Origin of the sequence: Plastoroseomonas arctica (assembly GCF_018128965.1) — a bacterium.
GTDB classification, from domain to species: domain Bacteria; phylum Pseudomonadota; class Alphaproteobacteria; order Acetobacterales; family Acetobacteraceae; genus Plastoroseomonas; species Plastoroseomonas arctica.
On record NZ_JAAEDH010000012.1, the window covers coordinates 82271 to 95460 of the forward strand.

General features: G+C 67.9%; 7 protein-coding genes. 4 read left to right on the top strand and 3 right to left on the bottom strand.

What is annotated here, in order from left to right:
- Positions 1-10: 10 nt before the first annotated feature.
- Positions 11-4963: a hypothetical protein gene (locus GXW79_RS11855; RefSeq protein WP_211874598.1), complete on the bottom strand. Its 4953-nt coding sequence runs from the start codon at positions 4961-4963 to the stop codon at positions 11-13.
- Positions 4964-6331: 1368 nt separating this feature from the next.
- On the bottom strand, positions 6332-7531 hold the full coding sequence (locus GXW79_RS11860; RefSeq protein ID WP_211874599.1) for a sensor histidine kinase: 1200 nt from the start codon (positions 7529-7531) through the stop codon (positions 6332-6334).
- 91 nt (positions 7532-7622) lie between these two features.
- On the opposite strand from GXW79_RS11860, the gene GXW79_RS21810 reads away from it, so the two are divergent.
- The 4 genes from GXW79_RS21810 (at position 7623) to GXW79_RS11880 (ending at position 12014) form a co-directional block, all read left to right on the top strand.
- Positions 7623-8405, top strand: a complete 783-nt coding sequence (locus tag GXW79_RS21810; RefSeq protein WP_211874600.1) for a Crp/Fnr family transcriptional regulator — start codon at positions 7623-7625, stop codon at positions 8403-8405.
- A 743-nt stretch (positions 8406-9148) separates the two neighbouring features.
- A complete protein-coding gene (locus GXW79_RS11870) occupies positions 9149-10213 on the top strand; it encodes a type III polyketide synthase (protein ID WP_211874601.1) in 1065 nt (354 codons plus the stop codon).
- On the top strand, positions 10213-10914 hold the full coding sequence (locus GXW79_RS11875; protein WP_211874602.1) for a methyltransferase domain-containing protein: 702 nt from the start codon (positions 10213-10215) through the stop codon (positions 10912-10914). The genes GXW79_RS11870 and GXW79_RS11875 overlap by 1 nt, the downstream gene beginning before the upstream one ends.
- 8 nt (positions 10915-10922) lie before the next feature.
- A complete protein-coding gene (locus GXW79_RS11880) occupies positions 10923-12014 on the top strand; it encodes an NAD(P)/FAD-dependent oxidoreductase (RefSeq protein WP_211874603.1) in 1092 nt (363 codons plus the stop codon).
- Between the two features lie 240 nt (positions 12015-12254).
- On the opposite strand, the gene GXW79_RS11885 is transcribed toward GXW79_RS11880, so the two are convergent.
- The gene (locus tag GXW79_RS11885) at positions 12255-13187 is read right to left on the bottom strand and encodes a LysR family transcriptional regulator (protein ID WP_211874604.1); all 933 of its coding nucleotides are present in this window, start codon (positions 13185-13187) and stop codon (positions 12255-12257) included.
- Positions 13188-13190: the final 3 nt, after the last annotated feature.

Consider the following 13190-nt stretch of genomic DNA (forward strand, 5'->3'; position numbering starts at 1 on the left):
CGGGGCGTCCTCAACGGGCAGCCGCCGGCAGCACGCCGGTCAGGGCCTGGTACTGGCGGGCGATCTCGGCCGGTGGCCCGCTGGGACGGGGCACGAGGCCGATGATGGCGGGACGGATCTCGGTGGTGGCCGCGTCGGCGGGTACCCGCGCCTCGATGAGGTAGCGGCCAGGCGGCAGGCGGCGCAGCTGCGCCACGCCCTCACCTGCCAGGGTGCCGTCGGCGGCGAGGATGCGCACCGCGACGCGATCGGGCACGGCGCGCACGCCCAGGCCGATGGTGGCGCCGCGCGTGAGGTCGAAGCCGAACAGCGCGGTGCCGCCGGGGGCGACCAGCACGGGTTCTCCGATGCCTTCGGCCAGGGCAAGCACGGGCGTGGCGCTAAGTTCCAGGGTGCCGCTGAGCGGGCCATCCTGGGGTGCCATCAGACGCAGGGTGGTGGGGCCGGCGGGGAGGTAGCGCTGGAACTCGGCGCCGGCGGGGAAGACCTCCGGCGCCGTGCCGCCCAATGCCAACACGACCGGGCCGGTCGTGCGCGCCTGGAGCAGGACAGGCGTGGCGGGAGCGAGGCGCAACGCCATAGTCGGTCCCGCGAGGGGCAGTTGGCTGGGCAGGGAAGCATCGACCAGGGATGCGTCGGGGAAGGGTTCTGCCTCGCCCAGCCAGGCGAGGATCGGCCCGGGCGAATGGTCCAGCACCAGAAGGCCGGGGCCGACGAGGCGCAGGTCGACGCCGCTACGCGCGGTGCCATCGGCGCCGAGCAGCTGCACCCGGCGCGCGCCGGCGACGCGCAGCCGCGTGCCAGGCGTTGCCTCGACCGGCAGCGCGATAGAACCGGCGGCGCCGAAGAAGCGCCGCAGGGGCTGGCCGGCACGCAGGCCCTCGACGGGTCCGCCAAGTGCTGCCGCCTGCACCACCATCGGCGCCGACTGCGTTCCCGTGTTGACCAGCAGCATCTCCGACCATTCGCCATCCAGCATGCGGCTGAGCGGCGTATCGCCGGCCCAAACCGTGACGGGGTCGGGACCGCGCCAGCCCAGCACGGCGCCGGCGCCGGAAGGCAGGTCAAGCCGCAGGCGCTTTGAGCCTGGGGGCAGGGACAGTGGCTGCGCGGTGTTGCCGGCCAGCGCCGCGCGAAAGCCGTCGCCTATCTGACGCGTTGGCGCCATGGTCGGATCGATGGCACGGAGCGCGACGCGGAGGGGCCCAGGTCCCGCAGCATTGCGAAGCCGCAGCCAGGCATCGCCCGCGAGTGCCAAGCTGGAGCCAGGCGCGACGCCCATGCCGCGCCCGGCGTCAAGTGCTGCAATGTCCCCGCCGGTCTCGGCAAGCCACAGCCGCGCCGGGCTACTTCCGGCTGGCAGGGTGGCCGTCTGTCCGCCACCCAGGGTCAGGACCAACGGCCGGGCGCCGATGCTGGCGCCGACCGCCTGCAAAGGCGTGCCGTCCGGCGCAAGGAGCCAAAGCCGCTCGGATTGCGGGGCGACGATGCCGCCGACCACAGGCACCAAGCCGCTCACCGAGCTGGCCTGCAGCAAGCCCTCGCCCTGGAGGGTGACAAGTGCCGCCTGGGGCACGGTCACCAGCGCCACATGCAGTCCATTGCCCAAACCGGTAGGCACCGGCAACACCTGGCCCAGCGACTGCGCCGATGGTGAAACGTTTCGCCACGCGAAGCGGATCGGCACGGCCCTGCCATCGACGCGCCAGACCACCGCGCGCAGCACCATGCCTGGCTCCGCCGGCACGGCGACCACTACGGAGTTGCCGCGATGGCTGGTGAGCGGCCGCCACGTGCCATCCGTGCCCTGAAGCTCAAGGCTCAGCACCACCTCCTCGGCGGCTTCCGCGGTCGCGAGGAAGAGGCTGCCCGAAGGGGGCTCGGGCAAGGTGAGGTGATGCACGCCCACGGCCTGCAGCACCATCGCGCCTTCGGCTGAGACAGGCTGCGACGGAAGCGATGCCGGCAGCGTCAACTGGATGGTGGTGCGGCCGGGTTCCGCCTCCTCGGCTTCGTTGGACTCGGTGTATCGGGGGGTCGAGCGAGGCTCGTCGCTCTCATCGTCACCGTCGTCGGCGCCGGGTGCCGGCCGCACGCCGGCCAGGGGCACGGCCGGAGCCAGCTCCAGTAGGTATCGCCCGGAAGGGAGGCGGCGGGAGATGGCGATGTTCCAATCGTCGGCACGGTCATCCTCGCGCAGCACGACGCGGCCCTCGGCATCGCGCAGCGTGGCGCGAATGTCGGTGGCGCCGGCGCTGGTGATGTTCACGACCCGCTCGGCCTCGATGGCGAAGGCCAGGGTCGCGGGAAGGGTCACCTCTCGCGGAGCATCGGGCTGCAGGTCCGTACTGGACAGGGTAAGTCTGTAGGGAAGCCGGTCGTTGCGGGCGAGGGCGCGGGCGCTTACGCGGTAGGGGCCGGCGGCCAGGGTGGCCACAAAGTTGCTGCCATCCGCCAAGGCGCCGATGCGCTGCGGATGGGCGGCATCCAGGCGGTGCAGTTCAGCGCCCATGCCCTCGGTGATGGACAGCGTGACCGGCGACGGGCCGGGTAGGGTGAAGTCCCACAGATCGGGGGCACGTGGGGCGTCGGGCGCCGAGGGCTCCCGCCATTCATGCTGTGCGGCGGCTCCGAAACCGAGCGCATGTGGTCCGTGCCCGGCGGTCTGCGCGGGGGCGCCGAGCGGCATCAGCCGGGCGACGACGCGGCTGGCGACATCCGCTGGCAGCACCACGAGCCGGTAGCGCCCTCGCGCCAGTTCCTGCTCGGTCCCGTCCAGCTCACCGGCCGGGAGCAGCGGCCAGCCATCCGCATCCTCGATCCGCGCGGTCACGGCGCGGCCCAGCGACAGCAGGTCGAGCCGGTAGGTGGCAGCCTCGGTGATGTCGATCGGGAGGGTCAGGCCGGTGCCGGCGGGCAGGCTGGCGCGACTGGTTGCTCCGGGCAGCAGCAGCGCAGCCTGCTGCATCGCCAAGGGGCGCACCAGCAGGCCCAGGCGGCCGCTAGATTCCTCGGCCGTGACGCTCACGCGGTAGGTACCGACGCCGAGATTCCGCTGGATCAGCATGTTCTCGCCGACACCATTGCCCGTCGCCTGTTCCAGCACGGCCACAAAGGCCGTGCCCAGGCTGCCGGTGGTGCGGAGGCGCCCTAGCGTCTCGACGCGGTAGAAACCACCCTGCGCCAGGGTGACGCCAAAACTGCGGGAGCCGCCGCGCGCGAGGTCGAAGAAGAACGGACGCTCGGGCGTAAGCACCGAGAGTGCGGGTAGCGCCCTCGGAGTCGGCAGCATTGCGGGTGGCACTGGCACGCGCCGGGCGATGACCAGGTTGCGGGCCACGGGACGCGCCGGCACGGTCAGCACCAGATCTTGCGCCGCGGGCCGTGGCGGCACCCGCAGCACCATGTCATCCGGCCCGGTACCGACGCGAAGCCTCCCGCCGCCGACCTCCATCACCGCGACCTCATCCGCCGGCACCGGGGCCAAGGCGCGTTGCATGGCCACGCCGGGAAGCTGCGTCACGACGACGGCGCCGCCGCCAAGGTCGAGCGGCAGGCTCCGTGTGATGAGGGACATGGCGCCGCCGGGCACACTGCCGCCGGCCAGGCGCAGGGTGCCGCCCTCCGCAATCGCATGCTGCCCGAGGTCGAGCACCGGGTCGGGCGGCAGCGGCGGCGTCGGTGATGGCGGCTGCAGCCCCGGCGGGCCAATCGTGAGGTCAAGCACCCCTTCGGCTCCACGCACCGGCGTAAGCCGCAACAGATACCATCCAGCCGCCACGTTCCATGCCGTAGCGGCCTCGCCATCGGCCCGCGCGAAGGCGGGGGCGTCCTGCGCGGCGGGCGCCAGCACCGGCTGCAACGTCGCGCCTAGCGCCACGCCCCGGGTCTGCAGCAGGATTGGGCCGGCGGTGGAGACTTCGACGAAGAGGCTGCTCGGCCCGCGCAGGTTGAAACTGGCGCGCCAGGCGGCGGCCGCGCTGATGCGCGGCGCATGCGACGCGAGGATGACCACCGGACCATTATTGGCCGGTTGGTGGGCCAGGATCAGCGTCGGGGGAACCTCGTCACCGCCGAAACCGGCGGCCTCAGCCAGCCGCCAATCCGGTGCCGGTCTGGGCGTGGTTGTGGACGTTGGCGGCGGCGTACGCCCCTCGGGGAGCCGCTCGGTCAGGATCACGCCGCCAAGCGCGCGAAGACTGTAGGCTTGGCCCTCCCGGCCATGGATTTCGACGTATCGCGGCTGCGCCTGCCGCGGTCCGGGACGCAACGCCGTGCTGGGGGCGCGGCTTTCGGCGGCGATGGCAGCAGTTAGGATGGCTTCCCCGGTCCGCAGCCGTAGCGTCGCCGCCTCGCCGGCTGGGACCGTCAAGCGGAACAGCCCGGCCTGGGAGGTCACTTCGAAGACCTCGCTGCCGAATGGGCCTATACGACCTGCCACCGCGCCCTCGTCCAGCGCGTCAGACCAGCCCATCCGCAGCAGGAAGGGCACCGCGGATTCTCCGTTGGCCCAGGGTAAGGATGCGCCGCCATACGCGGTCACACGGTAGGTGCCGGCTTCCAGCACCGGGGCCAGCAGGATGCTGCGCATCGACCGACCGATGCGAGGTTCCAGCCCGCGCACCGTAGGGTCGGCCGCTACGAGTTCGCCATGCTCGGTCCAGATCCGCAGATCACCCAGCGCGCGACCTGCCGCCTCGAGCCGGATCGAGCGCCGAGCGCCGAGGGTGAACCAGACGCTGCGCTGCTGCAAATCTCGCAACTCGCCGCTGACCGGAAGGCCCGGCCCGATAGATGCGGGTACTGCAGCCTCTTGAAATGGCTCAATCGTAAGACGCGCAGTGTCTGTGGCGCCGGGGGCGCCGGCGGTGCGCAGCTTGTAGGCTCCGGTATCGAGCAGCACGTCGAGCCGGCCATCCTCGACGCCGGGAGCGCCCGCCCATGCGCCAGGACCGCTTGCCATGTCCACAAGCTGAAGGGCGGTGCCGGCGGCACTTTCCACGCGAATTGCGAAACGTCCGGGACGTTCGACGTATAGCAACGCGTCGGCTGTGCCGGCGGCCGGAAGGCGACCTACGCTTAGCCGCGCCTGTGACGCAGGCAGAGCCAGAGGCGCGGCCGGCTGTATTTGCTGTGGGTACCTAGAAGTCTGCGCATTCGCTTGGGGCTGCAGGACGATAAGCATCGACACGATTCGAAAAATTCCAGATGACCGTTTTAGTGGTTGCAAAGCTGCCCCCCTGATTCAACAAGCGGCGGCCTGAATCTGGCGCTTTGCCGCTGAGGCGTATTCGTAGTGCACAGCTTCGAACTTGTCTGCGCGCGCCAACTCGGGTTGTGTGCGGAAGGGGCTGTGCTGCGTAAAGTATCGAAGAGGTTTGTGCCTTCCGTCCCTACAGGCGCCGAGGACTCTTAGATAAGAAGATGCAAGGCTAGCAGGCACTGGCCGCGAAGTCCCCAAACACACTCTGATCTCTGAAAGCCATGGCCGTAGTTCAGCGTTACAAACCACCTAGCACGGCGAACCGGCTCTCGCGCAGCAGCGTTGCCAGCGTCGCGCCATTGGGCGCCATGACCCGGATCCTCTGCACCATGCGTCGCGACGCCGTGAACCAACGCATGGGCCGCCTTGATAGGCGCCGCGGAGGTGAGCGGCCGCTGGACATCTAGCGTCTGCACCCCAAACAGCAGCTCGATTTGCCTGATCGTCGCGTCTGCCGCGCGGCAACGACCGATGGGAACAGGGGCCGTGGGGCGACATCGGCGGGTAAGGTATCCTGTTTGGATAACTTCGTCGCGGCAGAGCCGTTGACACACCCGACGCAAAGGGATGGTTATCCTGGGTCGGGTTTGGGCGATGCTGAAGGACGCAGGCCAAGGCTTCATTGCGGATGACTGCCTTATCTGCGCGGCCAGTATCGACTATTTCACGCTCTTCTCAATCGGGCCGGTTTTGTCATTGTGACAGGCATTTCCACCCTTGTTTTTGGTCGGAGCGAAATTGACCAAGCCATGGCTACGCAGTTGGCGGGGTTGTTGGGCGAGCAAGCCGGCGGCGAGCTTCGTACGATGGCGCAGTGAACATTGGGCGAAGTTCACGGCGGTTGAGCGGTAGCGGTGGGCGTTGGAACCCTGCTCCTTACCGCGGGAGGTGCTTTCGGCGCCCTGCAGAAGGGATTGAACGCGGTTTGGGAGACGGAATTCCCCGATGCTGGATCGTTAAATGACACCGTTACTCGGATCGTCAGGGCAAAAGCAGCCGCCATAGGCCTCGTCGCGACGACGGGCTTCATTCCACGTCGGGCAAGACTGGTCTCCTAACGTCCGTGGACTATGCTTTGGTGGGTATTCGCATCGTAAAACAAGTCGTGCCGTTCTCCGATGACACGTTGATCGTACCCCCATGCGCCTTAGCGATCTCGGCGCAGATGTAGAGCCCCAGGCCGAGACCTTCGCGATTGGCATTCACCCGGCCGCGAAAGAAGGGTTGGAACAGCCGGTCTGCCTTACCGGCCTCGATCGGCTCACCGGCATTGATGACGGACAGGTCTAACCAACCTGCCTCGGTCCGTGCACGCACCTGGATTGGCGCCGTCATGTCGCCATAGGCGCAGGCATTGCCGAGCAGGTTGGACAGCAGCTGCCCGATGCGCTGGCGATCGCAGGCGACCGGCTCGCGCAGGTCGATATCGACGGCGATATCGACATGGGGGTGGACGCTGCGAAGCTCATCGATGACCTGGTGGAGAACCGGCTCCAGGGGCTCCGCGGCGTCGCGCGTGGTGACGAACCCGCCGCCGAGGCGGCCCCGCGCGAAGTCGAGGACGTTCTCGATCAGCGCGGACATGCGCGAGACGCTCTGCTGGATATGCGCGCTCAGATCCTCCGACCGGTCGGGGTGGTTCGCCATGATGCGTGTCGCCGCGGAGATCGATGCCAGCGGGTTCTTTAGGTCATGGCCAAGCACCGCAATGAATTGGTCGCGCAGTTCGGCATCTTCTCGCCGACGCGCCAGCCGTTCTTCCTGCGCCAACCTTCGTTCGGTAATGTCGATGGCGGTACCAATCATCCTACGGCATCGGCCCGCCGTGTCGAAGACGCCGCGACCCTTCGCGGCGATCCAGCGCAGAACCCCGTCCTCCTTACCAATGGTGCGGTATATGACGTCGTATACCTCCCGGCGGGCGGGGTCCGCCGCGGCCCCATAGGCGGCCATTACCGCTTCGCGATCATCTGGGTGCAGGCCCATGACGAAGTCATCCAAAGTCACGGGGGCATCGGAGGAAATGCCGAACATGGCTTTCACGCGCGGCGGCCAAGCCATGCGGCCATGGCCCTCCTCCACCTCCCACCAGCCGATGTCCGCGGCTTCGGTTGCTAGCCTGAGGCGCTCGTCAGTCGAGAGCACCTCGTTGGCGGTCAGGTTGCCGGGGGGACATGCAGATTCGGATGACCGCGACTCCATACTGGAAAGCTCTACGATAAGGGGGTGATCACGGCAATGCGAGCGGCAATAGAGCGCGATTGGCAAGCGTCGTCTGTTGTCGATCCGGCAGACAGGGCTACCGGATAATCGCCTTAGCGTTACGCTTCCGAAATTCGTGTGTTCCAGGATTTGTATCGTGACGCCTCAAGTCGATAAGACGCTTCATCGAAATCATCTCCATGCCGCATTTCCGCCAGAAGCACGCGAGCGGATCGCTCGGCACATGAAGCCGGTTGAGGTGAAGCTCGGCGAGACCGTATGCGAGGCGGGTGCCCCGTTGACCCATGCCTATTTTCCGGAAGGGGCTGTGCTGTCGCTGCTGACCGTGTTGGAAAACGGCGCTGAGATCGAATGCGCAAACATAGGACGCGAGGGAGCCTTCGGTTTGTTCTCCGCCATGTACAGCCGCGTCTCCTTCAATCGCTGCACCGTTCAGCTCGAAGGTCCGATGCTGCGATGCGCCATCGAGCCGTTGCGCGCCGAGTTTCAGCAATGCGCGCACATGCAGGATCTCCTCGTCAGCTATTCGGAGACCCTGTTGTCGCAGGTAATGCAGACGGTAGCTTGCAACTCGCTCCATTCCGTGGAGGAGCGTATGTGCCGCTGGCTCCTCATGATGCATGATCGTGCGGAGGGTGAGGCGCTGAGCTACACCCATGAATTCCTCGCGCGCATCATGGGCGCTAACCGGACGTCGATCTCGCTCGCGGCGCAGTCGCTCAAGAACCAGGGGCTCATCAACTATCGCCGCGGCACGATGCAGGTCCAGGATCGCACCGGGTTGGAAGCAGCGTCGTGCGAGTGCTACGCGATCGTAAAGGCCCGCTTCGATGCGTTTCTCAACCCGACCGCCGGTGCCGTGCGGGAGACCCGGTCCGGACTGATGTCGGATAGGAGGGCAGCCAGAAAGGTTCCGTAGGAATGCAAGACACCCGAAGAGATCTGGAATTTGCGTTGCTGTTGTCGCGACAGCGGACCTGCAGCGAGGCGGTGTTGCGCTCATGCGAGACGGTGGAAAGTGTCAGTGTCCGCGCGACGCGGATACAGATTACAGCTGAGGCACTGGCGAAGCAGCTAGATCGATGCTTATCGATCGTGAACGCTAAGCAACGGCGGCAGCGTTATCGGCGATAGCGCGGAACTCGCGGGTCACTCGGGGCTTCTAATTCGCTCCCCATCAGCCGCCGTATAAAGCGGGCACCACCTTGATCCGCTAGGAGCCGTTTGGCACTTGATCGCAGGCGCCCGCGCGCCAAGGGTTACAACCCGAACCCTGAGCTTCACACCCCTGCCAGATAACCGCCGCACGCCCCTTGCTGCGGTGCGGGTCCGCATTGGCTGGCGGAGGTGCGTTTAACTTGGCCGCACTCTGGAGGCAGCGCACCCCTCCGGCGAGCACCGCCTACCTCCTCTTGCTGCTCGAACGCATTGCCGCACACCCGATCAAGCGCATCGCACGCATCCGGCAGCGGAGGACACTCATCATCGCGCATGGGCGGCGGTTAGAGAGACACAAGGCCTTCGGGCTCTTGGGGCGCCAGACCGATGGGCGCCGCACCACACGCGCCATGCACTCAGGCCCCATCACACGAATCGCGGATAGACCTCGCTGCGCCCGGCGCCTCGCTTGTCGGTGCCATGGCCTTGGCGTAACAGCCGCGCATGTCCCAGGTCTTCATCAATCGGATCGCCTGCGCTGTTCCGCAACATCAGGTACATGACGCGTTCACCATTCTGGTCGGCCGCTATGTCCTCGATGGGCGCAATTCCACCACCTTCCATCGCATGGCGGCGCGCAGCCAGATTGAGAAGCGATGGTCTGTGCTGGAGGCATCGGAACCGCGGGGTAGCGGAACCACGTGCGGCTTCTACGCGTTCGGGCAGCCCTACCCTTCGACCAAGACGCGCATCGCCCGCTTTGAAAGCGAAGCGCCCGCCCTCGCGCAGATGGCCCTGGACCGATTGGGCCTCGCCGATGAAGCAAAGGGCGTGACGCACATCATATTCGCCAGCTGCACGGGCTTCGCCGCACCGGGCCTCGACCAGTGGGTGGTCAACGAATACGGCATCCGCGGCAGTGTCGAGCGGACCGTTATCGGCTTCATGGGATGCCAGGCGGCCATCAATGCAATGAAATCGGCCTGGCACATCGTGCGCAGCGATCCGGGCGCGCGGGTGATCGTGATGTGCCTGGAACTCTGCACGCTGCACCTGCAGGGCACCACGGCCATGGAGCAGCTTCTGTCCTTCCTGATCTTCGCCGATGGCTGCGCCACCGCCCTTGTCACCGCCGATCCCGGTGGCATTCGTGTCGATGGATTCCACGCCGCGCTGGTGCCGCAGGCGGCGGACCAGATCACCTGGCACATCGGTGACAGCGGCTTCGACATGACGCTCTCGGGCCTGGTTCCCTTCACCGTCGCCCACGCGATGCCGATGCTCGCCGAGGCGATGCTGGGCGGCGCCAGGCCCGCCGATGTCGATCTCTGGGCGGTTCATCCCGGCGGGCGCACCATTCTCGACGCGGTGTCCCATGGGCTCGACCTGCCCGAGGGTGCGCTCGCGGAAAGCCGCGCCGTGCTGCGGGAGCACGGCAACATGTCCTCGGCCACGGTGATGTTCGTGCTGCGCGACATGATGGCGAAGCAGACGCCCGGCCAGTTCGGCTGCGCCATCGCCTTCGGACCTGGCGTCTCCGCCGAAACCATGCGCTTCACGACCGTCTGATGGCGCGGCGCTCGCTCGGCACGCGCAGCGACGAGACGGAGTGGATGGATGATGCCACGCAGACGGAGGCGGCGTTCCGCTCCGCGCTCAGGGATCTGGAATTCCTCAACCGCATCTCGTTCGGCTATCGGCCCACCCTGCATTTTCTCGACAGGCTCGTGGCCCGCACAGGCGCCAAATCCCTTTCCGTGCTCGATGTCGGCGCCGGGGGTGGGGATATGCTGCGGCGTATTCACCGCTGGGGTGGGGATCGCGGCATCGCGGTGGCGCTGACCGGCCTCGACCGCAGCCCTGCCGCGCTGCTGGCCGCCCGCGACGCCGGGACGCCGGGCGCCTGGATCAGCGCCGATCTGTTCGATCTGCCCGCCGACGCGCGGTATGACGTGGTGATCTCGGCGCTGTTCACGCATCACCTTCCCGATGCGGAGTTGGTCCGCTTCCTGGGCTGGATGGCGCAGCACGCAGCGCACGGCTGGATGATCAATGATCTGCACCGCCATCCCGTGCCCTGGCTGGGGCTGTGGTGCGGGACGCGGCTGCTGCGGCTCGACCCGATGGTGGTGCATGATTCGACGATCTCCGTGGCGCGCGCCTTCACCCGCCGCGACTGGCAGCGCGTGACGGCCGAGGCGGGCGTCGCGGCGCAGATCAGATGGCAATGCCCCTTCCGCTGGGCGGTCTCCGCCCAAGCCGAGGGCTGAGCGCCGCGATGGATGACCCCGACATCTTGATCGTGGGCGGAGGGCCGGCCGGCGCGGCCGCGGCCATCATCCTCGCGCATTCCGGGCGGGGGGTGGTTCTGGTTGAACGTGAACCCGCCCCCCGCGAGAAGGTCTGCGGCGAATTCCTGGGCGCGGATGCCATCCAATGCCTGCGCGCCCTTGGCGTGGACCCGGCGGCACTCGGCGGCGCGCCGATCGCCGAGGCGAGCATCGCCCGGCGCGGCGGTGGCGAGGCGCGCATGGCGCTGCCCTTCCTCGCTTTCGGCCTGCCGCGTGCGATCATGGATGCGGCGCTGCTCGACGCCGCGACAGCCGCGGGGGCGACCATTCTGCGCGGCCAGGCGGTGCGCGATGCCGCGCGCGTGCCAGGCGGATGGTCGCTGCGCCTGGCGGAGGGCACGTTGCTGCAAGCCCCACATCTGATCCTCGCCACCGGGAAGCACGGGCTGCGCGCGCTGCCTCGGGCCACGGCGGCGGAGGGATGGACCGGGGCGAAGCTGCATCTGACACTGCGCGCGCCGCTCAGCGCCGTCACGCTTCTGCCATTCGCGGGCGGCTATGCCGGCCTGCAGCCGAGCGCCGGCGATGAGGCCAATCTCTGCGCGGCTCTCGCACCGGGACAGGCGGCCGCGGCGCGCGATGCGGCGGGCTTTCTGGCGCTGGTCGCTTCGGGTTCGGGGCTGGCCGGCACTCTGCTCGAAGGGGCCGAGCCCAGGATGGCGCGCCCGCTGACCATCGCCGGCGTGCCCTATGGCTTCCTCCATCGCGACCCGGTGGGCGCGGACCCCGATGTATGGCGCGTGGGCGACCAGTTCGCGGTGATCCCGTCATTCCTGGGGGACGGCATGGCCATGGCACTCGCCGGCGGCATGGCGGCGGCGAGCTCGATCCTCGCCGGGCAGAGCGCGACGGCGTTCCACGCGGCCTGGCGGCGCAGGCTCGCCACCCCGATGCGGATCGCGCATGTCGCGAGCCATGTGCTTCGGCGAAGGCCAGATCTTTTCGCGGGCGTCATCGCGCATGCCCCGTCGATGGCGCGCCAGATCGTCCGGCGGACGCGCGTGCGGTTGCCAGCGTGACGTTGCCCCACTCTTCGGAGGTATGGCCTTTGATACGGACATCCTCAATGTCTTCGCGGAACTCCTGCAGCCGGGCCAGATAGCGCGGGAATAAATTACGCATGAACAAACCTTGCCACTGTCCGCGGGTACCAGATGCTCTTTGATATGCGCCGGACCTCGACGCAACTGCGGAAATTGCGCCGTCCCCGCTGATGGTCGTCAGCGCAAGACGGATTTGATTTCTGCCGAGAGGGTGATTCAGGACTTGACGTATTCGCTCCCTCGCAGCGCTCGTGAGTGGCCCTGGATGAGCACCTCTCCCGCAAGGTGGGCGAGTTTGCACACGGTCTCCGACCGGTCGGCCCGGCCTTGCGCCAGGCCGAGCTCCGCGCGAAGCCTACTGCGCTCAAGCGTCAGGAATCGGACGGCATCGGGGCGAAGATGCCGCATGCAGGCGGGCACGACGGCGATGCCCATCCCGGCGGCGACGAAGTTGATCGCCGCGGCAAGTTCCGGCGCCTCCTGGCCGACCCGCGGGGAAAAGCCGAGGCGAAGGCATTCCGAGACGATCTGGTCCGACAGCCCCGAGCCGCCGCGCCGAGGATAGAGGATGAAAGGGTCGTCACGCAGCGCCTCCAGCCGCACGGCCCGCCGTCCTGCCGCCGAATGATCGACCGGCACAGCCGCTACCATCGGCTCCCGGACGAGCCACTGCACCTCGATGGCCGCATCCGGCGTTAGAGGCGGTCGGACGAAGGCGGCGTCGAGGTCATCGGCCTTCAGCGCGGCGATGAGCAGAGCACTGCGATGCTCCTCCAGCGCAACTTCCACTTCCGGCCATTGCGCGCGGTAGGTCTTCAGCACCTCGGTCACGAAGGGGCTGAAGGAGGCCGAGGAGGTGAAGCCGATCCGCAACTTGCCGATCTCGCCCCGCCCGGCGCGGCGGGCCATGGCGACGGCCTGCGCCGCCCGGTCAAGCACGGCGCGCGTTTCCGCCAGGAAGACGGTGCCGGCGGCGGAGAGCTCGATGCGGCGGCCGATACGGTGGAAGAGCGCGACGCCGAGCTCGGCCTCCAGCGCCTGGATCTGCTGCGTCAGAGGTGGCTGGGCGATGCCGACGCGCAGCGCCGCTCGGGTGACATTCAGTTCCTCCGCCACGGCGAGGAAGTAGCGAAGATGCCGGAGTTCCATCTT

Coding starts and splice junctions, on each gene's coding strand:
- GXW79_RS11880 (WP_211874603.1), top strand. CDS start 10,923: ATGGATGACCCCGACATCTTGATCGTGGGCGGAGGGCCGGCCGGCGCG.
- GXW79_RS11875 (WP_211874602.1), top strand. CDS start 10,213: ATGGCGCGGCGCTCGCTCGGCACGCGCAGCGACGAGACGGAGTGGATG.
- GXW79_RS11855 (WP_211874598.1), bottom strand. CDS start 4,963: ATGGCAAGCGGTCCTGGCGCATGGGCGGGCGCTCCCGGCGTCGAGGAT.
- GXW79_RS11870 (WP_211874601.1), top strand. CDS start 9,149: ATGTCCCAGGTCTTCATCAATCGGATCGCCTGCGCTGTTCCGCAACAT.
- GXW79_RS11885 (WP_211874604.1), bottom strand. CDS start 13,187: ATGGAACTCCGGCATCTTCGCTACTTCCTCGCCGTGGCGGAGGAACTG.